27 protein-coding genes, 2 tRNA genes and 1 riboswitch are annotated in these 24,787 nt (G+C 40.0%); of the genes, 6 read left to right on the forward strand and 23 right to left on the reverse strand.

Annotated elements, in window-relative coordinates; translation table 11 throughout:
* The first annotated feature begins 289 nt into the window (after positions 1-289).
* On the forward strand, positions 290-751 hold the full coding sequence (locus tag GFB48_RS02580; RefSeq protein ID WP_163930830.1) for a hotdog fold domain-containing protein: 462 nt from the start codon (positions 290-292) through the stop codon (positions 749-751).
* Between the two features lie 50 nt (positions 752-801).
* Here the strand turns inward: GFB48_RS02580 and GFB48_RS02585 are convergent, their stop codons facing one another.
* On the reverse strand, positions 802-1,197 hold the full coding sequence (locus GFB48_RS02585) for an MAPEG family protein (RefSeq protein WP_163930832.1): 396 nt from the start codon (positions 1,195-1,197) through the stop codon (positions 802-804).
* Positions 1,198-1,379: 182 nt separating this feature from the next.
* Between GFB48_RS02585 and GFB48_RS02590 the strand changes: the two genes are divergently transcribed.
* Positions 1,380-1,808: a thioesterase family protein gene (locus GFB48_RS02590; RefSeq protein ID WP_163930834.1), complete on the forward strand. Its 429-nt coding sequence runs from the start codon at positions 1,380-1,382 to the stop codon at positions 1,806-1,808.
* A gap of 5 nt (positions 1,809-1,813) precedes the next feature.
* Here GFB48_RS02590 and GFB48_RS02595 read toward each other — a convergent pair whose 3' ends face one another.
* The 21 genes from GFB48_RS02595 to cmk form a co-directional block, all read right to left on the reverse strand.
* On the reverse strand, positions 1,814-2,107 hold the full coding sequence (locus GFB48_RS02595; protein ID WP_163930836.1) for a DUF1330 domain-containing protein: 294 nt from the start codon (positions 2,105-2,107) through the stop codon (positions 1,814-1,816).
* 129 nt (positions 2,108-2,236) lie between these two features.
* Positions 2,237-2,908, reverse strand: coding sequence for a nitroreductase family protein (locus tag GFB48_RS02600; protein ID WP_163930837.1), 672 nt, complete (start codon positions 2,906-2,908; stop codon positions 2,237-2,239).
* 66 nt (positions 2,909-2,974) lie between these two features.
* Positions 2,975-4,858 (reverse strand): methyl-accepting chemotaxis protein, encoded by a 1,884-nt coding sequence (locus GFB48_RS02605; RefSeq protein ID WP_163930839.1) that lies wholly within the window; start codon positions 4,856-4,858, stop codon positions 2,975-2,977.
* A gap of 638 nt (positions 4,859-5,496) precedes the next feature.
* A tRNA-Ser gene (locus GFB48_RS02610) sits at positions 5,497-5,587 on the reverse strand.
* A 112-nt stretch (positions 5,588-5,699) separates the two neighbouring features.
* Positions 5,700-6,137: a hypothetical protein gene (locus tag GFB48_RS02615; RefSeq protein ID WP_163930841.1), complete on the reverse strand. Its 438-nt coding sequence runs from the start codon at positions 6,135-6,137 to the stop codon at positions 5,700-5,702.
* Positions 6,137-6,925 (reverse strand): phosphotransferase, encoded by a 789-nt coding sequence (locus GFB48_RS02620; protein WP_163930842.1) that lies wholly within the window; start codon positions 6,923-6,925, stop codon positions 6,137-6,139. The genes GFB48_RS02615 and GFB48_RS02620 overlap by 1 nt, the downstream gene beginning before the upstream one ends.
* Complete coding sequence (pnuC, locus tag GFB48_RS02625; RefSeq protein ID WP_240464814.1) at positions 6,916-7,524, reverse strand: nicotinamide riboside transporter PnuC; 609 nt, start codon at positions 7,522-7,524, stop codon at positions 6,916-6,918. The genes GFB48_RS02620 and pnuC overlap by 10 nt, the downstream gene beginning before the upstream one ends.
* Positions 7,517-7,789 carry a YkoF family thiamine/hydroxymethylpyrimidine-binding protein gene (locus tag GFB48_RS02630; RefSeq protein ID WP_163930844.1) on the reverse strand — a complete coding sequence of 91 codons (273 nt, stop codon included), beginning with the start codon at positions 7,787-7,789 and terminating at the stop codon, positions 7,517-7,519. Before GFB48_RS02630 ends, pnuC begins: the two co-directional genes overlap by 8 nt.
* Before the next feature lie 56 nt (positions 7,790-7,845).
* Positions 7,846-9,990: a TonB-dependent receptor gene (locus tag GFB48_RS02635; RefSeq protein ID WP_163930846.1), complete on the reverse strand. Its 2,145-nt coding sequence runs from the start codon at positions 9,988-9,990 to the stop codon at positions 7,846-7,848.
* A 55-nt stretch (positions 9,991-10,045) separates the two neighbouring features.
* Positions 10,046-10,138: riboswitch (TPP riboswitch) on the reverse strand.
* Positions 10,139-10,197: 59 nt separating this feature from the next.
* The gene (locus GFB48_RS02640) at positions 10,198-10,593 is read right to left on the reverse strand and encodes a DUF1425 domain-containing protein (RefSeq protein ID WP_163930848.1); all 396 of its coding nucleotides are present in this window, start codon (positions 10,591-10,593) and stop codon (positions 10,198-10,200) included.
* A gap of 3 nt (positions 10,594-10,596) precedes the next feature.
* On the reverse strand, positions 10,597-11,028 hold the full coding sequence (locus GFB48_RS02645) for a PaaI family thioesterase (protein ID WP_163930850.1): 432 nt from the start codon (positions 11,026-11,028) through the stop codon (positions 10,597-10,599).
* On the reverse strand, positions 11,018-11,518 hold the full coding sequence (locus tag GFB48_RS02650) for a PaaI family thioesterase (RefSeq protein WP_163930852.1): 501 nt from the start codon (positions 11,516-11,518) through the stop codon (positions 11,018-11,020). Before GFB48_RS02650 ends, GFB48_RS02645 begins: the two co-directional genes overlap by 11 nt.
* A gap of 1 nt (position 11,519) precedes the next feature.
* Positions 11,520-11,870, reverse strand: a complete 351-nt coding sequence (gene hinT / locus GFB48_RS02655) for a purine nucleoside phosphoramidase (RefSeq protein ID WP_163930854.1) — start codon at positions 11,868-11,870, stop codon at positions 11,520-11,522.
* An 83-nt stretch (positions 11,871-11,953) separates the two neighbouring features.
* Positions 11,954-13,291 carry a CDP-diacylglycerol--serine O-phosphatidyltransferase gene (pssA, locus tag GFB48_RS02660; protein WP_163930856.1) on the reverse strand — a complete coding sequence of 446 codons (1,338 nt, stop codon included), beginning with the start codon at positions 13,289-13,291 and terminating at the stop codon, positions 11,954-11,956.
* Positions 13,292-13,429: 138 nt separating this feature from the next.
* A complete protein-coding gene (locus GFB48_RS02665; RefSeq protein ID WP_163930857.1) occupies positions 13,430-13,963 on the reverse strand; it encodes a DUF2058 family protein in 534 nt (177 codons plus the stop codon).
* A 10-nt stretch (positions 13,964-13,973) separates the two neighbouring features.
* Positions 13,974-14,666 carry an orotidine-5'-phosphate decarboxylase gene (gene pyrF, locus GFB48_RS02670; RefSeq protein ID WP_163930859.1) on the reverse strand — a complete coding sequence of 231 codons (693 nt, stop codon included), beginning with the start codon at positions 14,664-14,666 and terminating at the stop codon, positions 13,974-13,976.
* A gap of 11 nt (positions 14,667-14,677) precedes the next feature.
* Positions 14,678-15,829 (reverse strand): lipopolysaccharide assembly protein LapB, encoded by a 1,152-nt coding sequence (gene lapB, locus GFB48_RS02675; RefSeq protein WP_163930861.1) that lies wholly within the window; start codon positions 15,827-15,829, stop codon positions 14,678-14,680.
* Positions 15,829-16,101 carry a LapA family protein gene (locus GFB48_RS02680; protein WP_163930863.1) on the reverse strand — a complete coding sequence of 91 codons (273 nt, stop codon included), beginning with the start codon at positions 16,099-16,101 and terminating at the stop codon, positions 15,829-15,831. Before GFB48_RS02680 ends, lapB begins: the two co-directional genes overlap by 1 nt.
* A gap of 123 nt (positions 16,102-16,224) precedes the next feature.
* Complete coding sequence (gene ihfB, locus GFB48_RS02685; RefSeq protein ID WP_163930864.1) at positions 16,225-16,512, reverse strand: integration host factor subunit beta; 288 nt, start codon at positions 16,510-16,512, stop codon at positions 16,225-16,227.
* A gap of 69 nt (positions 16,513-16,581) precedes the next feature.
* The gene (rpsA, locus tag GFB48_RS02690; protein WP_163930866.1) at positions 16,582-18,255 is read right to left on the reverse strand and encodes a 30S ribosomal protein S1; all 1,674 of its coding nucleotides are present in this window, start codon (positions 18,253-18,255) and stop codon (positions 16,582-16,584) included.
* 97 nt (positions 18,256-18,352) lie between these two features.
* Positions 18,353-19,045 carry a (d)CMP kinase gene (cmk, locus tag GFB48_RS02695; RefSeq protein WP_163930868.1) on the reverse strand — a complete coding sequence of 231 codons (693 nt, stop codon included), beginning with the start codon at positions 19,043-19,045 and terminating at the stop codon, positions 18,353-18,355.
* 292 nt (positions 19,046-19,337) lie between these two features.
* Here cmk and GFB48_RS02700 point away from each other — a divergent pair, with 292 nt between their 5' ends.
* The 4 genes from GFB48_RS02700 (at position 19,338) to nhaC (ending at position 24,181) form a co-directional block, all read left to right on the forward strand.
* Positions 19,338-19,490: a hypothetical protein gene (locus GFB48_RS02700; protein ID WP_163930870.1), complete on the forward strand. Its 153-nt coding sequence runs from the start codon at positions 19,338-19,340 to the stop codon at positions 19,488-19,490.
* 280 nt (positions 19,491-19,770) lie between these two features.
* On the forward strand, positions 19,771-21,138 hold the full coding sequence (locus tag GFB48_RS02705; protein WP_163930872.1) for a hypothetical protein: 1,368 nt from the start codon (positions 19,771-19,773) through the stop codon (positions 21,136-21,138).
* Between the two features lie 141 nt (positions 21,139-21,279).
* Complete coding sequence (locus GFB48_RS02710) at positions 21,280-22,617, forward strand: DEAD/DEAH box helicase (RefSeq protein ID WP_163930873.1); 1,338 nt, start codon at positions 21,280-21,282, stop codon at positions 22,615-22,617.
* 103 nt (positions 22,618-22,720) lie between these two features.
* Positions 22,721-24,181 carry a Na+/H+ antiporter NhaC gene (nhaC, locus tag GFB48_RS02715; protein WP_240464816.1) on the forward strand — a complete coding sequence of 487 codons (1,461 nt, stop codon included), beginning with the start codon at positions 22,721-22,723 and terminating at the stop codon, positions 24,179-24,181.
* Between the two features lie 353 nt (positions 24,182-24,534).
* Here nhaC and GFB48_RS02720 read toward each other — a convergent pair.
* A tRNA-Ser gene (locus GFB48_RS02720) sits at positions 24,535-24,625 on the reverse strand.
* Positions 24,626-24,787 lie beyond the last annotated feature (162 nt).

Genomic DNA, 24,787 nt, shown 5'->3' on the forward strand with positions numbered 1-24,787 from the left:
TGTTTGTTTCTGCAGCAATACGCTGTCCGTAGGATGTGTTAAAAGACATCCTAGAAGCGTTACTCCCATTTGACAAAGAATAACTATGCTTCAATTCGAGTACTTTGGGATCTTACCCGTTAAATCGCACATAAAGTAACCATCAAAAATAAGCAGCCCCTAAATATAGAGCCATAATTCTCAGTCTATGATCAAATAGCCGCTATAATTAGCGGCTTTTTTATTGCAAGTTATTCTATTTATTGGGCATAATCTGGTATGACCAGATAACAATAAAGGCAGTAACGGAATGAATACCTATAAAATATGGAAAACCCTAGAACACAAACCGGCTGGAAAATGGCTTTTTTCAACGATGCTGGCACTTAAAGCCCCCTACTTTCTCTCGATCAAGCCGCGTTATCAAATACTCGAGCCCAATAGATGTGAACTCACCTTAAAAAAAAGATGGAAAGTTACAAATCACCTCAATACCGTTCATGCTATCGCCATGTGCAATATGGCTGAAGCTGCCGGCGGCTTAATGACCGAAGCCGCTGTTCCCTTTAAAAGCCATAGATGGATCCCCAAAGGAATGACCGTTAAGTATTTAAAAAAGGCTAAAACTGATTTAAAGGCCATCGCCACCCCTCTAAAAGCAATGGATCTTGTAGAATCAAGTGCTTATCCTGTTAATGTGGACGTTTTCGATACTAATGGTGAACGTGTATTCAACGCTATAATTGAGATGTGGGTATCGCCTAAATCATAAAAATAGATGGCTTTATCTATCCCATAAAGCCATATTTTCATCGTCCCAATCTAGCTATTCCATAATGGAGAGGCGATTAATACTAAAGAACTTGTGAAGCCACATAACCACACCAATGTCCGCAAGCTAGCAAGATCCTTAACGTACAGGTAAAGGTAGAGTATGCGGCTTATGATGTAAGTACACGACAACGCACTAATGAAATAACTTTCAAGACCCAGCGACGTGCAGACTAATGCTCCAGCAGCAAAAATAGGAAAACTCTCTAATTGGTTATAGTGGGCAGCTGCCGCTCTTTTTCCGTAATCATCTAGCTGCTTTTGTTGCTCCCTTGGCAAGGAATTGTTGTAGCCCCCACGCTGCTTTGCCATAGCTAAAAACAGTGGCGTTTTAGAAAATACATGTAACAACGCAGCGATAAATAAACACCATAATGTAATAGTCATATTCTTCCTCATAGTTTTTATACATTACGTTGGTAGTCCACCATTTAGATGACTCATGCCCCAAATTTACAACAATAAAAGCAATTGATTTTAAAGAAAAAAGCTTCAAAAGAGTCATAAATACTTGTAAAACGACTCAGGAGAAGTTAAAAAGGGAGCAGTTTTAATCACAATTATTTCAAATGAAACGCAGTAAATTACAACCTTTAGCAAAATATCGCTTTTATTTTAAAACCCACGTCCGCATTACCGATCTTAATTATGCTAATCACCTAGGCCATGACACCATGGTTACCCTATTACACGAAGCAAAAGCTCAAATGTTCAAAGCTCTAGATGTGAGTGATAATGACTTGGGGGATGGTAAGACAGGTTATGTTATGGCTGATCTGCAAATGAATTATTTACATGAATCTTTTGCCTTTGATGAGCTTGAAATTTATAGCGATATTGAAGAGATCTCCAATCGTAGCTTTAGAATTTTCCAAGCTATTTATAAAGACTCTAACCTGATTGCGTTAGGCGAATCAGGTTGTGTCAGTTTCGATTTCGAAAAACGTCAAGCGGTTGCTATACCGACTAACTTTATCAATAAGTTAGCAAACTATTAGTATTATCAAGTAATAAGGCTGTTGACTAATTTAACCGTGAACTTGCCACAGCCTTTTCTCAACTCAATCGCTTGCTGATATTCCTGGGAATACCAAAACTCTTTAGCCTTGGTTGTATTAGGCCAAATTGAGATCACACATGACTTATGCGTCTCTGGCCCCTCTAAGGTTAGCGGTTCAGGATCGATCACGATATATTTACCACCAAACTTTTCTACTAACTTAGGCACAACCTCTAGATAGCCCTTAAATTGGTATGGATCAGTCACTAAAGCATCAATCACTAGATAAGCTGACATAGGCGTTCCTTTGTTGAGTAATTAATTAATAACTTAACAAAGCCATGCCAGATGCTCACGCAATTGAACGGCTTTATTTGATCAATCGCAACTGTAGACAAAATTTCTAATACATCATTAAACTAACATTTAAATAAAGCTTGCTAACTCTGTTAACTCTTTTTTATTGATAGCGTAAGAGGGGATGGTCGCTCCCTTAGCTGGGTAACCAGTGACAATTAACATATAAGGTCGCTCATTATCTTTATCTCTTTTACAGATATCGAGTAAAAAGCTCATGGGTTTTGGTGTATGGGTTAGCGTTGCCAAACCTGCATTATGTAAAGCTTGTATTAACAGACCGGTTGCTAAGCCGACAGACTCGTGAACATAATAATTGTTTTTATCAGCTTTTCCTTGTTGCTTTTGCCGTTTCTGGGAGAACACAGCAATCAGCCAAGGCGCCTCTTCTAAATAGGGTTTGCGAGCATCAGTACCTAATGGCTTTAAATCATCGAGCCATTGCTGGCCTGCTCGACCATTATAAAAACCTTGCTCTATTTTCTCTGCCTGCTGTCTAATTTGCTTCTTTACTTGCTCTGAAGATATCGCCACGAAATGCCATGGCTGATGATTCGCGCCACTAGGTGCTCTACCAGCAGTTAAGATACAAGTCTCAATGATACTTTTAGAAACGGATCTGCTATCAAATTTACGTATCGAGTGACGTCTTTTTGCCTGCTCCAAAAAACTTTGTGCCCGTTGCAGCATTTGTTGCTCTGAATACTCAATAAAATCAGTGAGGGGTAACTGTTTGTCCATCGATGCCACCAATTACAAGAAAGCCGATAATCTCAATTTATCGGCTTAAAGCTTATTAAACAATCATTAGATAGAAAATCTTGCAACACATCTATTAAGGGATTCGCTTAATGATAGTTGCAAGTCCGCAGTAGCAGAAGATTGCTGTGACTGCTCATGCAAACTAGAGGTTATTTGTTTCAAATTTTGCATATTATTAGATAACTCATGGGTCGCACAGCTTTGCTGTTCAGTTCCTGTGGCAATTTGATTTGCCATATCCTGAATTTGGCTTACCGAGGCTTCTATTTGCTGGAACATCGCAAGGGCTTTATCCGCGCTACTCTGAGCTTTAATAATTTCTGAAGATGAGCTCATCATTTGCTCAGAAGCATTTTTGGTAGACTGCTGTAATAATGAAATAGTCTGCTGAACTTGCAAGGTTGAAGCTTGTGTTTTATCTGAAAGGTTACGTACCTCATCAGCAACAACCGCAAAACCTCGACCATGCTCACCCGCTCTAGCAGCCTCGATAGCCGCATTAAGTGCTAAAAGATTAGTTTGCTCTGCAATACCTTCAATAGTGGTTAATATATCAGTAATAGCAGCAGCATGTTCTGTTAACTGTTTAAAGGTGAGCTCTGCTTGCTGAAGTTCACTAGAAATTTTAGACACCGAACTCACGTTAACATTTATTTGCTCTCGACCATCACTGACCTGCTTATTCACTACCTCAGCCTGATTAGCTGCATGCATACAATGCTGGGCAATTTCTTCAGTTGCACTTGAAAGTTGTAAGACTGATGTAGAAATATCTTCAACTTCAGCCTGGCCTGTTTGTGCGCCATTACCAACCGATTGAGCTTGAGCCAATCCTTGTTGGGTATGTTGATGAAGTTTGCCAGCATCCGAGTTTATTTGCTCAACTAATATTTTCAAGCTGGAGATAAATTTATTAAAACTATCTGCTAATACACCCGCTTCATCATTCGAACGCACTTCTATTCGAGCATTAAGGTCTGCTTCACCTTCAGAAATATCCATCAACGCTTGGGATACGTAATCTAAAGGTCTCAATAAATATTTACTAAGCTGTGCAAAAAGCACACTGGTGGTAGCAATTACCGCTAGTGTCATCAACATTTGTTGCCAAAATAACTGCCATAAAGGCTCATCAATAACCTCCTTATCTAACATGATTAAAGTGGCTAGACGGGTATTAGGGATCGCCCTTGAATAGTAATACCATTGACCATTTTGATTCGCATGCTCAATTACTGATTTTGAACCGAGTTTAAATTGATTATTTTCAAATAAACCACTTGCAATCATATCTATAGGTTGATTTAAAAAAGATGAGTCAGGATGGGCAAAGATGGTCTTTTCATTAGTTACAATGGCCATTTTACCTTGGCCTGGTAGGTTTATTTCATTTAATTGACTGACGATATCGGCAATTTCAACATCAGCACCAATCACCAATTGTTGACCACCAACAGAAATAACCGTCCCCAAAGACACAACATTCTTGCCAGTGGCTGCCGCCACTGTTGGATTTAATACAAACACTTTAGCATGATCAGTAAGGGCTTTTTTATACCAATCCCACTTTCTTGGATCATTGTTGCCTTCAGGTAAAACAACCCCATTAGCATTGACTTGACTGCCATCTGGATAAGCTAAGAACACATTATCAAAACCTGCAGCATCTCTTATTTGTTGTAAATGAGCCACCAACTGCTGTTGCCCAATTTGCTCGGGCATTGAACCTAATGCTTCGCCTTTGGCCTTAAACCAATCGGAAACATATTTATTATAAGTGAAGCTTATGGCGTCAAGTTGAGCTGCTGTGGCTTTCTCTCTTTCCGATGAAACCTGATCAAAACTCAACCAAGCCATGAGACCACAAGACACCACGAGTGCTAATACCGCTGCAAGAGTAATTTTATTTTTAATTGTGAGCTTATCCATAGCAACCTCAATTTATTTTAAATTGAAAAAAATGTAACCGCTTACATATAGAATGTCTAAGTTTATTTTTTTTAATCTGATAATGTAAATGAAATAATCTATAGATTAAAACAATTTACGCTAAGTTGCTATCAAACAAATTTACAAAAATTCTAGTTAAGTAAATTGAAAATCCGCCGATACTAAGCGACCTAATTAATACTGTTATTAAGCATCAAAATGTTTACTTTTTCCTTTCAGATAAAAAGCAATTGTTACCGCAATATCAATAGCGTAATCAACTTCAAGTTAAGTTTAAAAGCAAACTAATGGGATTGACTCATAAAAGCTGGGCTTTCTTATAGCAGTAAAAAAACGAGGATTTCAACCCTCAAGTTAAAGGGCGCTATTAACCTGAGGTTAATAAAAAAGGCCGGCTATAAAAGCTGGCCTTTGTTGATAGTGGCCCAGAGATAGGAATTTGAACCCTCAAGATAAAGAGCTGCTATTAACCTGAGGTCAATACCAAAAAACCCGCTAACAAGTAGCGGGTTTTTCTTATGTGGCCCAGAGATAGGGATTTTAACCCTCAAGATAAAGGGCGCTATTAACCTCAGGTTAATACGAAAAAGCCCGCTCAGTTGAGCGGGCTTTAAAAGTGGCGGAGAGATAGGGATTTGAACCCTAGATAGGCTATTAACCTATGCCGGTTTTCAAGACCGGTGCTTTCAACCACTCAGCCATCTCTCCGAAGCGAGATGAATAATAAAGACTACTATGGAGTTTGTAAAGCCATCAATCGCCACCAACAGCGCAACCGTTCAAAAAAATAACAAACTGTTGATTTAAAATACTGATGTGACTAAAAAGTGACGGCATGACTGCCATCACCAGACATATACCAAACCTTTGTAAATGGAATGTTTTCCGCCAAAGATAAGTACCCAGCTATGTTCTTTAGCATCTCACTGCACGAAACTGCTAGACCTATATCATCATAGAGTAGCAGATGAATTGGATGAACCGCTTGATACTTCTTAGACAATTTTGCCCTGAGCACTCTCATACTGGCATCTTCAATATTTTTATGTTGAGCTTGTTGAAGAGAATCATGAACTTGCTCAATATTGTAGACTCGCGCTAATTCAAAAAAAGTGGGGGCACGATTGAAGTAACAAAAGATATCCGGTTGTGGAGGTAAGCATTTAACAATATTTGTCGCGGTGGTTTGTTGCAATCCTAAGATAAATTTATGAAAAATTTCTAATTCATGCTTTCCTTTATCTGCTTCTGTTGTCATCAGAGGGTCTTTAAGTCCAATTGCAATTGTTGAATTTCATTAGAATATGTTTGGTGTTCCATAGCATACCAAAGCCAATCTAAATAAATACTAATTTTTTCTGCCACCCGTAACTGTTCTAATGATGGACGAAATTGAAATTGTTCTAATAATTCTTCAAATTCTGCCCCTTCTAATTGCCAACTGCGTTTAATCTTTACCAGATCTAATATGATCGGAGCCATTGCTGCATACTCAAAATCAATTAATAGGCAGCCGTTTTCTGTTGCTAAAGCATTATCCAAATGAAGATCTAAATGACATAAGCCATAAACATGAGGCTCACTTTCAAACTTGCTAATAATATATGCTAAATCATTTATTAACGAAGCATTAGCCCACTTAAATGAAGAGGCAATATGCTTAAGGTAAGCTTGGGTTTGAGCTGTTATGTTTAATACTCTACAAGCGGTTAATGAGTGAAGCTTTTGTAAAGGATGTACCAGTTGTTGATAACTGGGTTTAGTATGATTTACATAGGCTGTGATAGCAAAGTGGTTATCCATATATATGAGTTTTGGAGCAACACCGGCTGAAGCCAACTTATCAAATATTTGCCACTCTTGTGACCAATCTAACCAAGGCCATGATGCTTTAATGAAGCACTTAATCACATATTGCCCCTTGGCAGTGTTGACCCAATAAGATTGTTGGGAAATACCGCTATTTAAAGGTTTATAGTTGTTTAATTCAGGTAATTTCGCACGTTTTAGGCAAACATTTAATAATGAAACAGGACTTAGTGACATTGTGTCTGATACTCTTTGTTCCATAACCAATAACTGTATAGAGACATCACCACATAAAAACTGTGCAGTAACGTAGTTAAATACAATCCTTTTTGGCTGAACAGATAGGCACTCAAAAGATTAATCAATACCCAATACAGCCAGTTCTCCACCAATTTAATAGCGATAAGCCATGTACTAAAAACTGCAAATACAGTAGTAAAGCTGTCCAGGTAGGCGAAACTTGCATGGGTATTGGTTTGCATAACATAACCTACCGCTACCGTAAGCAAAGCTAAACAACTTACGGCGACCACATGCTTGTGCCAAGGCCAAACTTTTAAACTAACCCCCGTTTTTTGGTTGCCGCCATATCGCCATTGCCAAAATCCATAGAATGCCATTGCTAAATAAAAAACATTCAGCAAAGATTCCATTAATAAGGCAACATCCCAAAAGATGAGGGTATAAATACTGGTAGAAATAGCCGCCATTGGCCAGCACCAAAGACTTTGTTTGATAGCAAAAATTAAATAAGCAACAGCAGCTGTTACCGCGGCTAACTCTGGCCACGATTGTTTAGAAATATCCGTTGCTATCAGGATTAACCAATCAACCACAGAATTCGTCCTGATAATCCATATCCAGTTCACCTTTTAAAAACTTGACCACAAATGATGCTTGGCCAAACTTTTCATGGGACTGTTTCATACAGCAATTAAGTACCTGCATTACTTCGTCATATTCTCCTTGAATGGTAGTAGACGTTGCTGTAGTGCGACGTTTAATGTTGGGCGCCTTTTCTAGCTCACTAATAAACCAGCGAATTGGTGTTAAATAGTCATCCGCCAATGGATACATTGAAATTTCAGCAGTTAAAATCATAGCTTTCTCTTCATTCATTTGAAAAAGGCGCTTAATTGAGCGCCCTGTTAACTCTATTACATAAAGTTATAATTAAAGGTAACACCCACTTGGCGTGGATCACCATAACGAATGTACTGATGTGCAGTCCAACCGTCAGATGGGTCATTACCAAAGTAGAATCCTCGGGTGCCATAACGCTCATCTAAAGCATTCTTAGTCCATAGATAAACCGCCCAGCTACCTTGCTCATAACCTACTTGTGCATTGATAACCGTATATGGACTTGATTTTGAATCATGGGAATCCGAGTAATAAAACTCAGATTTACCATTTAGATTAACATTGATAAATATGCCGTTATCATTGCGGTAATTAGCCCCTAGGGCATAACTGGTTTCTGGTGCATGAGCTAAAGTACGACCACTGAGATCGACGAGGGCACCATATTTATCTTTATATTTATAGTCGTCATAGGTCGCTTTTAGTAGCCCTAGTGAGCCATAAGTGCTTAAAGAATCGGTAATTTGATAATTCGCTTCTAACTCTAGGCCATAGTTGGTCGAACTCGCCGCATTAGAGGTATACAAAATAAATCTCTGTGGGTTAGCAGGATCTTGCTGGGAAGCTTGAACCTGTTGGTTCTGTCTATCCATATAAAACAAAGTAAACTGAGTATAAGCATCACCCTCTAACCAATTGGATTTCAGACCAAATTCATAGTTATAAAGATCTTCTGCTTTAAATTGTTTTTTATCGGTCAGTTCTGCAGGCAAGCCCATATTAAAGCCACCAGCTTTGTAACCTTTAGCAATCCTAATATAAGCATTATGATACTGATCAAGGGCTTTAGATAATGACAGGTGGCCACCCCACATATTCTCAGATGGGTTAAAAGCTTCATTATTAGAGTCTTTATAATCGGCGTTTCTGCGCTCTAATCGTAAACCTAAAGATAGCTCATATCCATTTGAAAGATTTGAGTCTAACTGGCCAAATACAGAATAGCTGGTTGACTCATACTCACTTTGCAAGACTTGATCTGGCCAGCCATTATAGGTTGAATCAAGATCGTTGTGCTCCGCTAGGTTTTTGGCATATACCCCAACTACCCAATCAGATGAACCATTAAATATCTTACCTGCCTCGCTAGAATTTAAACGAAACTCTTGGGATAATACCTTACGATTTGCTTGTTTATCCCACCAATAATCATATTGACAAGGGCCAGTGCCGACCACTTCAGTCCAGCTATCATCATACACTGGACAAGGCTTTGCTGCCCAATCATCCGGGTTGCTCCAGTCGCCATCATAGGCATGGCGATGATCGCTATCAGAGCCACTGGTAATAGAGGTAAAAGTCATCGCTTCAGATAATTCAGAAGTCACCTTAAACGAAGCACCAGTAGTAAATTGATTATCAAAGCCAGGTTGATCGGTGCGGGTTTCACGGCCGTTATTATCCAAGGTCCAAACATCATAACCATTATCAAAACGACCATGGATCACTGCTAAATCCATTTGCGTATCATCGCTTAAGATATAGCTTAATTTCCCCCTTAATGTCAGTTCATCGCGCTTATTGGTATCTTCACGATTTAGGTAGGTGTTTTTCATAAAGCCATTCTGATCGTGTTTAGTTAGAGCCACACGATAAAGCAAATTATCAGTCACCGCAGCAGAACTATAGCCAGAAAAAGTACGCAGATTATCGTTACCTAGCTTAACTTGAAGGCCGTGTTCCGGAGAAGCAGTGGGATCTTTACTTTTTAGATAGAATAATCCTGCTAAGGCATTTGCCCCAAATCGAGTACCTTGGGGGCCACGAAGGACTTCTAGCTGTTGTAAATCGTATAAATCAGAAGTCATTCCTAGGCCAGATAAATCAATATCGTCAATAATAAAGCCCACTGAACTGTTAGGGGCTCCTTGATAATTATCGGTTTCCCCTACCCCACGTATTTGAAAATAACGGGGCCGAGAGCTACCATTAGCAAAGTTTATATTAGCAAGATTATTCAATACATCTTGTAGATGACTCGCCTGCTCATTCTGTAAAGCTTGGGCATCAACTAATGACACACTGGTTGGAATCTGATTTAAACTAACAGCACGAAGTGATGACCTTACTTCTATGTGTTCGATTGAATTATTTTGCTCGGCAAATGCAAAGCAAGAAGGCAGTAGTAGAGCAACTACCGACGTTAAACGTGGGTTCATAAAGACCTCTATTTAAAAATAAATATAGGCCTGCGCAGAGACAACAACAAAATCCATTTATATTTTGAGCCATTCCTACGCCGGCATTATCCGGTTCAGGTTCAAAGGGTGCTTCTCAGCCCAATTAAGGGCGCCCCTTGGCAATGGAGAATTATACAGATATATCCCCTATTGAAAACATGTATGAATAGTTTTCAGGAACAATAGTTAATTTTGGGAATAAACAGGCCTGATATTAAATCTAAAAGTTACCCCTTGGTCATTAGCGGCTAGCCCTTGCAATTGTCGGCTTTGCTTACCATTTAAATTTAATGATTGCCACACTGAACTAGCGGCTTCTATTTCTATGCCGTTAGTGTCAAAGAATTGAAATTGGTATTGCAATTGCTGATCATTACGTTTTTTTGAAGTGACCGTTACCACCGCTTGTAATAGGTTATTAACCCTAAAGCTTGTTGGCCCAGAGACCTCAAGATCTTGGGATAAACTGTTATTGTTTATCTGTAAACCTCCATCACCGTTAATACTGATGCCACTGGTGGTATTTAAGTTACTGCATGCACTCGCAGTAATTATCATAAAAACGAAAAATAATTTTTTCATTATCTACTCCATCAAAAAGTGAGCTCGCGAAGTGGCAATAGGCTGTTTACGGTTACCCTGCCATGCAATACAACTGACATTGGCAACATTGCGCCCTTGCTTGGTTAAACTGCAATAAGCAAAAGTATCCCGGGCATACCCAGGGCGTAAATAATCGATCGAAAAATTAATAATTTTGGGGATAGATTGGCTGTTGGTGGTTAATAGCAATTGCAAAATTGAGGACATTTCTAAAAATCCTGCAATTGCCCCACCATGGATCGCAGGTAATAATGGATTGCCCATATGCTGCTCATTATTGGGCAATACAAAGACTTGTTCGTCCCCCAGATTTACGGCTTTCATCCCTAAAAATTGAGCATAAGGAACTAATTCAATAATTTTATCAAATTCTCTATTTGCAACCGCTTGATTGAGAGCTAAATTAAATTCCATCAAAATGCTCCTGAACTGTTTGCGCAAAAGAATCCACCAAAAAACCAGCTTGAACTAACATAAAACTTGCAGTGACATGGGCCACTGGACGATCAATATTATCCTGATAGGCCACTGCTCGCGTAAAAGCAACATCATCCGTTATCCGATAACATTGGGCAATCACATATACCTTTGAACCTGGCTTAGCAGCGGTCATATAATCAATTCTGAGATCCATAGTTGGCGCTATTGCCCAAATGCCTTTGTGATGATATTGAGCCACTAACACCGCGGCACCACAAGCACTATCAATAAGACTGGTCAACACCCCACCATGGAGGTGGCCAGTATCAGGGTTCCCCACCAACTTTTGCTGATAGGGCAAACTGAGTTTGACATGGTTAGCATTAGCCCCATCACATTGAACACCAAGGGCCTGACAGTGATTTAACTGCTCAACAAAAAATGTTGCTACTTTGGTAAACGCGTTTTGGGGCTCGAAATTCATACTATTTGCTCAACATTGGACCTAATGGCTTACCACCAACTAAATGCATGTGAATGTGATAAACTTCCTGTCCACCATGTTTATTACAATTCATAATGAGGCGATAGCCATCTTCATCAATGCCTTCTTCTTTAGCCAACCTTGCGGCAACGATCATCATTCGACCAAGGGCAGCTTCGTCTGACTGCTTGACATCGTTAGCCGTGGCAATCAAATGATTGGGTATAATTAAGATATGGGTTGGCGCTTGTGGGCTGATATCGCGAAAGGCCGTAACTAATTCATCCTGATAGAGGATATCTGCAGGAATTTCACGACGGATAATTTTACTAAAGATGGTTTCTTCGACCATTTATCTATCCTTATACAGTTAACTTATAATAAGTCTATGAGTACCAAGAGTAAAAAGCCAGCATCAAGCTGGCTTTTTGTGTTCTATAAAATACGCTTAAGTAAAAACTCAGCTCTAAAACGGCGAATGCGATTAACCACCTTTTGCGCGTCTTTTGGATAAGTGTCGATTTTATCAAGTTGACGGTAATGATTAACCATTTTGGTATTTGCAAGAATCTGTTGTTGTTCATTGCTAAATTGCTGAGACCATAATTGTTGGGGATCATTGATCATCAAACCATTCTCAACATCTAACGACCATGCTCTAGGATTTAAGTTAGAACCGGTAATTAAGTGTTTATTATTGTCAGCACTTATTCCCTTCAAATGATAGCTGTTATTAGCATCATGCCAAAGATGAACCCTTAATAATTGAGCATCTATCGCCCATTGAAAACGTTTAACAAAACGTCTTAAAGATTGTTCATAAAGGTAAGGCAAAGCACCAATGATATTGAATTCTTCACTTGGTGGGATATAAAAATCATTGGCGGTTTTATCACCTACAACAATATCTATTTTTTTGCCCTGGCGTAACTTTGCACCAATCGCTCGCATTAATGCCAAAGGAGGATTGAAATAAGGGGTACAAATAAACGCGTGATCTTCAATCCCACGAACTAATTGTAACGTTACTTTATTAAGCTTGTTGGCTCTAAGACCTAGACCTGAAAGTGGTGTAACTCGTAAGCCACTGGTTTTAGTGCCGTTGTCATATTGAGCGGCACTGAGCTGTTTCTTATAGTGGCGAATAAAGTGATTGATTATCTTCTTGGGCTTTTTCGATTCACTACAAAGATTTTGTAAATTCTTATCTTGTAGTAAGTGTTGATTTATAAACTGGCTAAAACTATCAGCTAAACTTAAATTATGGATCAAGTAGTAACGATCGATGCGATATTTGTCAAAATAATGCATATAAACATTATTAATACTGGCACCAGAATAAAGTACAGTGTCGTCAAATACGAAACCCTTAAGGTGTAAAACGCCCATCACTTCACGACTTTTTACGGGGACACCATAAACCCCAAATTGTACCCCAGCAGCAGCAAGCGCTTCGCGGTACATCACATTGTTACCCCTGGCCTCACCTTCACCGATTAAGCCCCGTTGGGCTCGGTGATAATCAACAAACAGTTTAATATCTAAATCTGGATTGCTTTTCTTGGCTGCAATAAGTGCTTGAAAAACTTCACGACCAGCTTCGTCATCCTGTAAATAGAGACAAACTAAATAAATACGATATTTTGCATGTTTGATTTGTGACAGCAGAGTCTGATGCATTTGCTTAGCATCTTGGATCCATTGCATCTGGTCCCCTTCTAATGGGAAACCAGCAAGCGTTTTAATTTCTAATTTCTGAGCACTAAGAACCATAAATTTATAATAACTACCAGCTATAGCCTAACAACAATAATTAAAGTGTAAGCGATTTACCCTTAAACACGAGTACAAAGATAACAAATGCTTGTTAGGACATTAATAATCAATAACTTAATTAAACTTTAAATCAAACTACCACATTAAATCATCGGGGATTTGGTAATCTGCATATGGGTCATCTTCTACAGCGGAGACCTGCTCATCACCATCATAAATATAAGCGACCCATTGTGGGTTAATCTTTTGTACGCGCTCGACTAATTTGTTTGGTAAAACATAACTTTTATCGTCAACACGAGCAATGCCAAGTGCACCGTTAGCCAGTCCTTGTCTTTGTTCTTCATTAACATAAAGCTTTAACACTTTTCCTGCAAAAGTGTAGTTATATTCCAACTCAGCGTTTTCGTCCAGCTTTATCGCAGCTTTCGGGAGTTCTGTACGAAGCGCTCGAATACGCCCTAATTGCAGCTCATTTTCATATTTTTCCAGATTTAGCTGCTTATCTTTTTCAGCTTGCTGTTGACGTTGCTCTAATACCTGCTGTGATAATATTTTATTGTCATCGGTGCCGCCTTGTTTGCGTTTTTTGCGTTTGGCAGCTCTGGCCTGTTTGGCTTGCTGTTTATTCACCAACCCGGCTTTAACTAATTGATCTTGCAAAGACATAATACTGCTCTTAATTAATTGATTGGCTGATAGATTGTAATGATGCTAATGGATCATCAGCTTGGGTAATCGGGCGTCCAATAACTAAATGATCACTGCCCGCAGCAATCGCTTTAGCTGGAGTCATTACACGACTTTGGTCACCGACATCAGCCCCGACAGGACGGATCCCAGGAGTCACTAATTGGAAATCAGCACCCAGTAATTGTTTCAGTTCGCTAGCTTCCTGAGCGGAACACACCACGCCATCTAAACCACTTTCTTTAGCTAGAGATGCTAAAAACTTTACCTGCTCTAGAGGGGTTTTATTAATCCCTAAGGCAAGGAGTTGCGCTTGGTCCATACTGGTCAAAACTGTCACAGCGATAAGTAAAGGCGCCTGTTCACCATATGGCAATAACGCATCTTTGGCTGCTTGCATCATCTTAGGGCCACCACTGGCATGTACGTTAACCATCCACACACCGAGTTCCGCTGCGGCTGCTACTGCTTTAGCAACCGTATTGGGAATATCATGAAATTTCAAATCGAGAAAAACCTCAAAACCCAAGCCATGTAACTGTTTCACAAATTCAGGGCCATATAAGGTAAACATCTCTTTACCGACTTTAAGTCGGCATAAGTCTGGATCTAATTTTGCTACTAAATCTAGAGCTTGCTGTTTGTTAGCAAAATCTAGGGCCACTAAAATTTTGTTTATCATGATGTACTCCATTATTCACCATTAAGTCCGGTGACCGGCTTTATCGTGGACCAGCTATGACATGATGGACAATGCCAGTATAAGCTATGAACCTCGAAGCCACAGTTTCTACAACTGAACTTAGGGTGACTGTTTATCTGTTGCTCAACCAATTGACTGAGTAATTCCAAACTATGTTTGGTTTTACCCTCTTCAACTTTATCAATAAAAAGGTCCATTAGTTTTTTAAACCCTTTTAAAGTTGGATGCTTCTTCAATTGTCGTAGGATAAGCTCTTCAGCTAAATGCTGTTTATTTAATTTTAAATACTGTTCTACTAATAATAAAACTGCACTGACGCCAGCTTTGTTGCTTACTGCATTCTCTAATAATTTAATTAAGCTTTGATTGTCTATGTTACTGCGACTAATGATGTTGAGCAGTTGATTAAAAATACTTGGGTCGACACTCAGCAATCGCTCACTATAAGTGATTGCTGTAACTAAGTCGTTGGTTGAGAAATAATGTTCAGCAAGGGCCAGGATAGCTCTTGAACATTCTGGGTGTCTAACCAAAGCTTGTTGATACCGTTTAACTTTTGTTTTTACCGTTTGCTCTTGGTCTGCCTGCTCACAATAAAAATGCGCCAACAGTTCTGTAAACTCCTGGGCTTCTTGCTTTGACATTCCGAGTATAATATTGATGGCTTTTTGCCACTCTTTAGTAACCTGATAAACCGCTAAAAGCTCTTTTTCTGCTTCGAGTGTATGCTCATCTTGTTCTATTAAACTTACCAAGGTTTGCTCTGCTCTATCATAAAATCCAGCGGCAACATAATCTCGTCCTAGCTCTAGCAGGGCAAAATCACGTTGTACTATTGAGAGCTGAGGCCGGGTCATAATATTTTGATGAATTCTAATGGCTCTTTCGACTTCGCCTTTATGGCGGAATAACGCCGCTAGTGACATATGCGTATCTATCGTATCGTCATCAACTTCTAGTAAGTTAATAAACAAATCAACCGCTTTATCTGCTTCTTGAGTTAACAGGTAATTTAAGCCATTGAAATAGTTTTTCGAACGCTTTTTTTGCTGGTTTTGCTCGGCAATAGAAACAGATCGTCTTCCCATGAACCAACCATAGGCGACTGCTATAGGCAATAATAGGAAGACAAGTTCAAACATTAAGCTTGTTCGCTTATTTCTGCGGCGTGAAGTTTTTCAAGTTTGTTAGTGACAAATTTAAGCTTCAACTTCAGACGGATCACTATCAGGAAGGCAATCACCCAACTACAAATAAACCCACCTAAAAAAGTAAGGGCCAGCAAGCTACTGAGATTGAACTCATCCGTAGCAACAAAATAATTAATTTCTATTAATTGCTGATTTTGAGAGCCGAACGCTAGGGCAAGGATAAATAAACTCAATACTAGAATACTAATGACGATGGTTTTCAAGACTAACTCTCCCTATTTAATAAAAGAATTATCCGAGAAAACGAAGGAAGATTCTAGCCTATCCTAGAGATTTATTTCATTTCTTATAAAAAAGCCTCCGTTTAGGAGGCTTTTTATACGACTTTAAGCAACCGAGGCATTCACCCTATCACGAAGCTCTTTGCCAGGCTTGAAATGTGGAACTGACTTGCCATCTAATTCAACCGAATCACCTGTCTTTGGGTTACGTCCGATTCTTGGAGCGCGATAATGCAGTGAAAAACTACCAAAACCACGGATCTCGATCCGGTCACCATTTTCTAGGGTCTGAGTCATATGCTCTAGTAGCCCTTTAACAGATACTTCAACTTCTTTAGTCGACATTTGCGGATGCTTTTCACAAAGCATTTCAATCAGTTCTGACTTCGTCATCTCAATCTCCTGTTAGAGTATGATTGGTCACTTAAAAGGGGAACAAGTCCCCTTTACATCTAAGCGATATTATTCGCCGCTGCGAGCCGCTTTAAAGGCTTCAGCCATTGCGCTGCTCATTTGAGCATCTTCTTGCTGGTTCAGAGAAGCCATTGCTTCTTTTTCATCAGCTTCATCTTTCGCACGGATAGATAGGCTGATTACGCGGTTCTTGCGATCCACGCCCATGAACTTAGCTTCTAGTTCTTGACCAACTGTTAGTACAGTAGACGCGTCTTCGATACGCTCACGAGCGATATCTGCTACACGTAGGTAACCTTCAACGCTGTCTGCAAGAGTGATAGTTGCGCCTTTAGCATCAACTGCTGCTACTGTACCATTAACAATAGCACCTTTTTTCTTATCAGCTAGGTAAGAGTTGAACGGATCTTCTTCAATTTGCTTAACGCCTAGAGAAATACGCTCACGCTCTGGGTCTACTGAAAGAACAACAGCTTCAATTTCGTCGCCTTTCTTGAATTCACGAACAGCTTCTTCGCCTTGTGCATTCCAAGAAATGTCAGAAAGATGAACTAGACCATCGATGCCGCCGTCTAGGCCAATGAAGATACCGAAGTCAGTGATAGACTTGATCTTACCAGAAACCTTGTCACCTTTGTTGAAGTTAGTTGCAAACTCATCCCATGGATTCGCTTTACATTGCTTCAGACCTAGAGAAATACGACGACGCTCTTCGTCAATTTCAAGAACCATAACTTCCACAGAATCACCTAGGTTAACAACCTTAGATGGGTGGATGTTCTTGTTAGTCCAATCCATTTCAGAAACGTGTACTAGACCTTCAACGCCTTCTTCGATTTCAACGAAACAGCCGTAGTCAGTTAGGTTAGTTACACGACCAGTTAGCTTAGCGCCTTCTGGGTAACGAGCAGAGATTGCTAACCATGGATCTTCGCCTAGTTGCTTAAGACCTAGTGATACGCGAGTACGGTCACGGTCGTACTTAAGTACTTTAACGTTGATTTCGTCACCAACATTAACGATTTCACTTGGGTGCTTAACGCGCTTCCAAGCCATATCGGTAATGTGTAGAAGACCGTCAACACCGCCAAGATCAACGAATGCACCGTAGTCGGTAAGGTTCTTAACGATACCTTTAACTTCTTGACCTTCTTGTAGGTTCTCAAGTAGCTCTTCACGCTCTTGGCTGCTTTCTGATTCGATAACAGCACGACGAGAAACAACAACGTTGTTACGCTTTTGGTCTAGCTTGATTACTTTGAATTCTAACTCTTTACCTTCTAGGTGCAGAGTGTCACGAACTGGACGTACGTCTACTAGTGAACCAGGTAGGAATGCACGGATGCCATCTAGGTCAACAGTGAAACCGCCTTTAACTTTACCGTTAATGATACCATTAACAGTTTCAGCTTCTTCGTATGCTTTTTCAAGACGGATCCAAGCTTCGTGACGCTTCGCTTTCTCACGAGAAAGCTGAGTTTCACCGAAACCATCTTCAACAGCGTCTAGGGCAACGTCAACGAAATCGCCAACAGCTACTTCTAGCTCGCCTTGTGCATTTTTGAACTGATCAGCAGAAATTACTGACTCTGACTTAAGGCCAGCGTCAACGATAACGTTACCGTTTTCGATTTTAATTACTTCACCCTTAACGATTGAGCCAGGGGTAGCGTCGAATTCCTGTAGAGATAGTTCAAACAGTTCAGCAAAAGATTCAGTCATGTCTTTAATACTTCAATATACAACCACGTTATATCCTATGCGTGGAGGCTAGTTAAAAATTCCGATTCATCCTTAAAACGGAAATAAATACAGAGTATTACTCTATATCAAGATTAATTTTTGCAGCAATATGGCTTAGTGCTTTAGCGAGCACTTGATCAATAGTTAGCTCGCTCGAGTCAATGATTAAAGCGTCATCTGCAGCAACCAGTGGTGCCACAGTGCGATTCATATCACGATCATCGCGCTCTTTGATCTCAGCCAAAAGGCGGTCAATACTAACATCGAAGCCTTTTTCAAGCAACTGCTTATAACGACGTTGCGCACGTTTTTCAGCGGACGCAGTAAGAAAAATTTTAACTTGTGCATCGGTAAAAACCACCGTGCCCATATCTCGCCCATCGGCTACCACGCCAGGGTCTTTTCTAAACGCTCTTTGGCGGCGCAAAAGCGCTTCCCTAACACGCGGAAATGCGGCAACTTTTGATGCAGCGTTAGACACTTCTTGCGAACGAATAGTAAGAGATACATCTTCACCTTCAAGAATCACCTTAACATCGGTGTTTTCAGAGGTAAGAAATTGCACGTCTAAGTGCGCAGCAATGGCAGCGAGTGCCTCTTCATCAGTGGGGTCGATATTGTGATGGATAGCAGCTAAAGCTAATACTCTATACAAGGCACCGCTATCTAATAAATGCCAGCCTAATTTCTCAGCTAACATTTGGGAAATGGTTCCTTTTCCCGCGCCACTCGGTCCATCAATGGTAACGATTAGAGCCTTTTCAGACATAAATTTCTCCAACAAAGCCATGGGTCTTCCCCCCATTTGGGCGGCGTAATTATACAGTCTCTTAAGTGTTAGTACACACAATTCAACTGCTTAATGTTTATTTTTTTGTTCTTTGCTGTTAATTACAACAATTTCAAAATGATTGCAGAGCCATTTTTATCATCGTTCCTTAGCCATAGGACAATTTGTTAAAATTTACTGTTTTAAAATTAACTAGCTAGCAAAATTCCTAGGCAAATAGGCTATTGCTACTTAGAATCTTGTGTTGTACATCTGTAATTAGGACTTTCGAATGATGAATATAGTAGCCATTATCGGTTTATGCGTTTTAAGTTTTATGTTGGGCATGTTAGTTAACCAAATTGCAACACGAAGAAGGTGGCAACAGTGGCGCGACGGTAAAAATACAGAAATTGAACAGCTTAAAAAGCACATTGAAAAATAATTTCGTTAACAACAGGAACTTTTATGGTGAAGTTAACTCTGATAGGGGTATGTACTTATTACCAGAGCCAAAGCTAGTATTAGTAATACTTGATAAAAAAAAGAATTTTCAAGGTCAGTATAGGGTTTGCGTATACCAAATCAGGTGTTACTATGCTGCAGAAATTGATCATTTAGGTTGTCCGCTCGATTCAATGTAGAGGGGTTTTGTCATGAAGACACCCACCCATTCTCCATTCAAGCTGTAACCAGGAAATAATAATTCTAAATTGGAGATAACAATGAAAAAAGTTGCTAAATTAGCCCTTTATTCATCAATTGCGTTAGCGCTAACAGGATGTGGTTCTGACGATGAAGAATCAACCGCTAGTGGTTTTATCGAATTTTACAACGCTTCAGTAAACTCTACTGTAATCGTACCTTATTTTGATGAGAGCCAGATCCACAATCCAATTACCTATGGTAATAAAACGGCAAGCATCGCCCCACCTGTTGATACTTATGCACTGGAAATTAAAACGTTAGATGAAAATGGTAATGATGTGACCATTACCCCTGAAAATACATCTATCAGCATTAATGACAGCCAGCGTAACCTATATGTTACTGCAGGCGACATCAGCAACCCTGATTTTGTCCACTACCCATACAGCTATAATTCTGATGATTATAGTAATACCAATAATATTCAGCTTCACTTAGCCCACTTTGCTTATGGTGCAGAGGCATTAACGCTGAATCTAGCAGACAGTGCCAATGGCTGTGACCAAGCCATTTTAACTAAAGAGTTAAACTATCTTGATGTTACAGATAAGCAACTGAGTACAGATGGTTCAGAAATTGAGGCTGATGACTATATTATCTGTCTAAAGAACGCAGCGGGAGAAGTGGTATTCCAAAGTACTGAAATTTCACTAAGCACTCAGCGCAGTTACTTCGCCACCATTGCTAACTCAGACAACTATGTTAATGATGCGAACAAGTTACAAATCAATATTTTAACTTCTGGTAGCACCATTTTATCTTACCAAGATATTAATGCTCAGGCACAACTGCGTTTCTTTAACGGTCTTGCTGTTGCTGAATCCATCAACTTTACTGCAATAGATAATGGTTTAGCCACAGATTCTGGATTACTGACTAAAGATCAAGCCTCTGCATTCGTTGATGTGGCTTATGGTGATTACTCAGTTACCGCAACAGACTCCCTTAGCAATGAACTTACCAATGGTTTGGTAACACTCAACCAAGGTGATTCAAAAACCATTGCTGCATACGCTAATACTGCACAAGAAGTTGAACTAATCAACTTCTCACAAGATAACCGTGAATTATCTGGTTTCCATGAAGTGACCTTCATCAACTTAGATGACAATGAAGCCAATCAAGGGTTAAATGTTTACTTTATTGGTCCTAATGAGACTTTAGAGTCAACAGATACCATCATCACAAGCGCAGATTACCGTGATATCCGTACCATTGCTTTAACCACCGACCAATACAAAGTTATCGTTGGGAAAGAGCAAGATAATGGTAATATTGAGCCATTATATCGTATAAACAATATCACCCTTGAAGGTGGTAACTATGCACTACTGCTGCGTATCGATGAAACAGGCGCTTCACACGAAGTTGCTATTATTCATTAATTTGTAGTCAAACTAAATTGAGGCTGAGCAATTGCTCAGCCTTTTTTATTTGGGTGCTAAACATAATTATTAATTTTTTCTGCTTTATCCCTCTTAAAACACTTATAATAGCCTTAATCTATAAGAACTTTGGAGTTCACCTTGCAATTTAATGAACTTGGCTTAGATAAACGCCTGTTAGCCAACCTAGAACATAAAGGTTTTAATCAAGTCACCGAAATTCAGCACAAAGCCATCCCTATTGGCATGGTCGGTAAAGATCTGCTGGCCTCTTCTAAAACTGGATCTGGCAAAACTCTTGCCTATTTATTACCAATGATGCACCGTTTGATGCGCAACAAAGCATTAAGCCGTCAAGATGCTCGCGCATTAATTTTAACCCCGACACGAGAACTGGCAAAGCAAGTTTATGGTGAATTGAAACTGTTATTATCAACCACCAATCTCAAAGCTGTTCTCATTGTTGGTGGAGAGAACTTTAACGACCAAGCCAAAGCATTAAGTAAAGATCCGCAAATCATTATTGCCACTCCCGGCAGAGTCGCTGATCATCTGGATAAACGTCATTTCTACTTAAATGGCCTTGAGATGCTCATTTTAGATGAAGCTGACCGTATGCTGGATTTAGGCTTTGAAAAGCAGTTAGCTCAAATTAGTAAGGCCGCCGACCACCGTAAACGTCAAACCATGATGTTTTCAGCAACCTTAGACCACAGCGATCTATCAAGTTTTAGCGTGCAGTTGTTAAAAGATCCTGAGCGTGTGGCTATTGGCGCTGCCATTGATGATCATGGTGATATTAGCCAAAGTTGCTACTTTGCTGACAACCTAGATCATAAAAAACAATTACTGGACAAGTTAATTGCTGATGCAGATATTAATCAGGCGATTATTTTCTGTGCTACCCGTGAAGATACTGACACCCTTGCTCAGTATTTTAACGATAAAGGTGTATCAGCCATTGCGCTCAGTGGCAAACTATTACAGTCACAACGTAATACCATCATGGATGGTTTTAGTCGTGGCCAGCAAAAAATCCTAGTGACGACAGATCTGGCATCCCGTGGACTGGATATCACACAAGTGTCTCATGTCATCAACTTTGATATGCCAAAACATCCTGAAGAGTACATCCATCGTATTGGCCGTACTGGCCGAGCGGGTTCTAAAGGCCAAGCTTTTTCGCTCATTGGCCCTAAAGATTGGCATAACTTCCAAGCAGTTGAGAAGTTTCTAGGTAAAGGCTTAAGTTTTGATAGCATTGCTGAGCTACCCGCTAAATTCAAAGGGCTCGCTCCCAAAAAAGAGTTTACAAAATCCCTAAGCAAGTCTAAAGCAACACAACCAGCAGTTAAAGGTAATACAAGCACAGCTCGCCCGAAAGCTAAGCGTAAAAAAACCTTTACCGAAGGTATTGATGTTGGGTTTACTCCGATAAAGAAAATGCCCAAACGTCAAATTATTGAAGACGACGATTAATACTTTATTAGCGATAATTGATCAATGCCCAGCCTAGCTGGGCATTTTTATTTGTATATCTAGGGTAATACCTGCATAGTTAAAATAAAACATGGATGTCGTAATGCAAGCCAAACCAATTACTCTAACTTTAGCTCTAGTCCCATTATTCATACTCATCACCCTGCTTAGTGCTTCTCTATACCTATTTGGTGATAATAGCTCCCAAGGCGCCAATCAAATAGCGTTGATCATAAGTGCCTGTGTCGCCATTTTTATTGGATTTTATATAAAACTTGATTGGGATACTATTGAACATGCCATTATCCAAAGTGTTGGTCTGGCGATGGGGGCTATGATGATATTATTTGCCGTAGGTGCATTAATAGGAACCTGGATTTTAAGTGGCACTGTTCCTACCATGATCTATTACGGTCTTAATATTTTATCTCCAGATTACTTTTACCCTGCTTGCTGTATTTTGAGTGCCGTCATTGCCCTGAGTATTGGCAGTTCATGGACCGTTGCAGGAACCATTGGTATAGCCCTCATTGGTATTGCTCAAACCCTTGGGTTATCAGTCGAGATCACCGCCGGTGCGATTATAAGTGGCGCCTATTTTGGCGATAAAATGTCGCCATTATCGGATACCACCAATTTAGCGCCTGCCGTTGCTGGCAGTGAATTATTTGCACATATTAAACATATGTTATGGACAGCTCTCCCCTCTTTATTAATTGCTTTAGTTGGATTTTTCTTAATCACATCTGCAGAGTCATCTGCCCAGATAAGCAATGAAATAAATAGTGCTTTAACCACACTTGAGAACAATTACTCGCCCTCTTTTATCTTACTGAGTCCATTGGCTTTAGTATTATATTTAGCATATAAGAAAGTACCTGCCTTTATATCTATAATCATTGGTGCGCTTTTTGGGGGGGTGATTGCTTTAATTTTCCAACCGCATCATGTCATCCAACTCGCCAGCTCTGTAGAGTTATCAACCCCGTTACAGATGATAAAAGGCCTATGGATCGCCTTGTTCTCAGGCAATATTGCAAATACTGGTGACATGGCAATAGATGCCTTACTCTCTCGCGGTGGAATGAGCTCAATGGTAACCACTATCTGGTTGGTAATAAGTGCCATGATCTTTGGTGGCGCCATGGAGGTTATTGGCGCCCTAGAAAGAATTTTGCAAAGTCTGTTAAGTTTTGTGCACAGTACCACTAGCTTAATAATTACTACTTTAGCAACTTGTATTGGCGCAAATATGATCACCGGTGATCAATACATTGCCATAGTTTTACCAGGGCGACTATTAAAGATGGAGTATCAAAATCGTAACCTAGCGCCGGTCAATCTAAGTCGTGCTATTGAAGATTCTGCCACTATGACCAGCCCACTTGTACCTTGGAATACCTGTGGTGCCTTTATGGCCGCCACCCTAGGTGTTGCCACATTAGACTACCTACCCTATGCCTTTTTCAATCTAGTTTGTCCTGCTATTGCAGCCATTTATGCGATTAAGCTGTTTAAGGTTGAGCCTTTAGAAGGACTTGAGCAAGCTCACTACAGCCGATAAGAAACGAGAGCCGAGAGCGGCTTCGCCTTTGAGAACGCTACTGCGTAGCTCGAGGATTACGGATTACGGATTACGGATTACGGATTACGGATTACGGATTACGGATTACGGATTACGGATTACGGATTACGGATTACGGATTACGGATTACGGATTACGCTCTTTCAGTATTCTGTTTTCCGTATTCAGTAATCAAGCTTTTTCTCGAAGTCACGAAGTGACGGACTCGCAGGACGCAGTCCGCTCTCGAGCCACGAAGTGGCGTTCTCGTAGCTGAGAAGTAGCGCCCTAGAAACGAAGTGCACTTAAAACGCAAAAAGCCTGCTCGATGAGCAGGCTTTTTGCGTTTTATATGGCGGAGAGATAGGGATTTGAACCCTAGATAGGCTATTAACCTATGCCGGTTTTCAAGACCGGTGCTTTCAACCACTCAGCCATCTCTCCGAAGCGGCTTGGATAATAGGGTTTTATGCTGTGCTTGTAAACCACTTTTTTGTAAAAAACAATTGAATGATCAACTTTTAAACCAACCGCCCAGTAATCACCCAATAAACTCTCAGCAATGGCATCAAAAAAGCCCGCATGATGCGGGCTTTGAAATATCTT

Origin of the sequence: Paraferrimonas sp. SM1919 (genome assembly GCF_010993985.1) — a bacterium.
Classification (GTDB): domain Bacteria; phylum Pseudomonadota; class Gammaproteobacteria; order Enterobacterales; family Shewanellaceae; genus SM1919.

Excerpts from the sequence above, each read along its gene's own strand:
- GFB48_RS02580 (WP_163930830.1), top strand. The coding sequence starts at position 290 with ATGAATACCTATAAAATATGGAAAACCCTAGAACACAAACCGGCTGGA.
- GFB48_RS02585 (WP_163930832.1), bottom strand. The coding sequence starts at position 1,197 with ATGACTATTACATTATGGTGTTTATTTATCGCTGCGTTGTTACATGTA.
- GFB48_RS02590 (WP_163930834.1), top strand. The coding sequence starts at position 1,380 with ATGAAACGCAGTAAATTACAACCTTTAGCAAAATATCGCTTTTATTTT.
- GFB48_RS02595 (WP_163930836.1), bottom strand. The coding sequence starts at position 2,107 with ATGTCAGCTTATCTAGTGATTGATGCTTTAGTGACTGATCCATACCAA.
- GFB48_RS02600 (WP_163930837.1), bottom strand. The coding sequence starts at position 2,908 with ATGGACAAACAGTTACCCCTCACTGATTTTATTGAGTATTCAGAGCAA.
- GFB48_RS02605 (WP_163930839.1), bottom strand. The coding sequence starts at position 4,858 with ATGGATAAGCTCACAATTAAAAATAAAATTACTCTTGCAGCGGTATTA.
- GFB48_RS02615 (WP_163930841.1), bottom strand. The coding sequence starts at position 6,137 with ATGACAACAGAAGCAGATAAAGGAAAGCATGAATTAGAAATTTTTCAT.
- GFB48_RS02620 (WP_163930842.1), bottom strand. The coding sequence starts at position 6,925 with ATGTCACTAAGTCCTGTTTCATTATTAAATGTTTGCCTAAAACGTGCG.
- GFB48_RS02630 (WP_163930844.1), bottom strand. The coding sequence starts at position 7,789 with ATGATTTTAACTGCTGAAATTTCAATGTATCCATTGGCGGATGACTAT.
- GFB48_RS02635 (WP_163930846.1), bottom strand. The coding sequence starts at position 9,990 with ATGAACCCACGTTTAACGTCGGTAGTTGCTCTACTACTGCCTTCTTGC.
- GFB48_RS02640 (WP_163930848.1), bottom strand. The coding sequence starts at position 10,593 with ATGAAAAAATTATTTTTCGTTTTTATGATAATTACTGCGAGTGCATGC.
- GFB48_RS02645 (WP_163930850.1), bottom strand. The coding sequence starts at position 11,028 with ATGGAATTTAATTTAGCTCTCAATCAAGCGGTTGCAAATAGAGAATTT.
- GFB48_RS02650 (WP_163930852.1), bottom strand. The coding sequence starts at position 11,518 with ATGAATTTCGAGCCCCAAAACGCGTTTACCAAAGTAGCAACATTTTTT.
- hinT (WP_163930854.1), bottom strand. The coding sequence starts at position 11,870 with ATGGTCGAAGAAACCATCTTTAGTAAAATTATCCGTCGTGAAATTCCT.
- pssA (WP_163930856.1), bottom strand. The coding sequence starts at position 13,291 with ATGGTTCTTAGTGCTCAGAAATTAGAAATTAAAACGCTTGCTGGTTTC.
- GFB48_RS02665 (WP_163930857.1), bottom strand. The coding sequence starts at position 13,963 with ATGTCTTTGCAAGATCAATTAGTTAAAGCCGGGTTGGTGAATAAACAG.
- pyrF (WP_163930859.1), bottom strand. The coding sequence starts at position 14,666 with ATGATAAACAAAATTTTAGTGGCCCTAGATTTTGCTAACAAACAGCAA.
- lapB (WP_163930861.1), bottom strand. The coding sequence starts at position 15,829 with ATGTTTGAACTTGTCTTCCTATTATTGCCTATAGCAGTCGCCTATGGT.
- ihfB (WP_163930864.1), bottom strand. The coding sequence starts at position 16,512 with ATGACGAAGTCAGAACTGATTGAAATGCTTTGTGAAAAGCATCCGCAA.
- rpsA (WP_163930866.1), bottom strand. The coding sequence starts at position 18,255 with ATGACTGAATCTTTTGCTGAACTGTTTGAACTATCTCTACAGGAATTC.
- cmk (WP_163930868.1), bottom strand. The coding sequence starts at position 19,045 with ATGTCTGAAAAGGCTCTAATCGTTACCATTGATGGACCGAGTGGCGCG.
- GFB48_RS02700 (WP_163930870.1), top strand. The coding sequence starts at position 19,338 with ATGATGAATATAGTAGCCATTATCGGTTTATGCGTTTTAAGTTTTATG.
- GFB48_RS02705 (WP_163930872.1), top strand. The coding sequence starts at position 19,771 with ATGAAAAAAGTTGCTAAATTAGCCCTTTATTCATCAATTGCGTTAGCG.
- nhaC (WP_240464816.1), top strand. The coding sequence starts at position 22,721 with ATGCAAGCCAAACCAATTACTCTAACTTTAGCTCTAGTCCCATTATTC.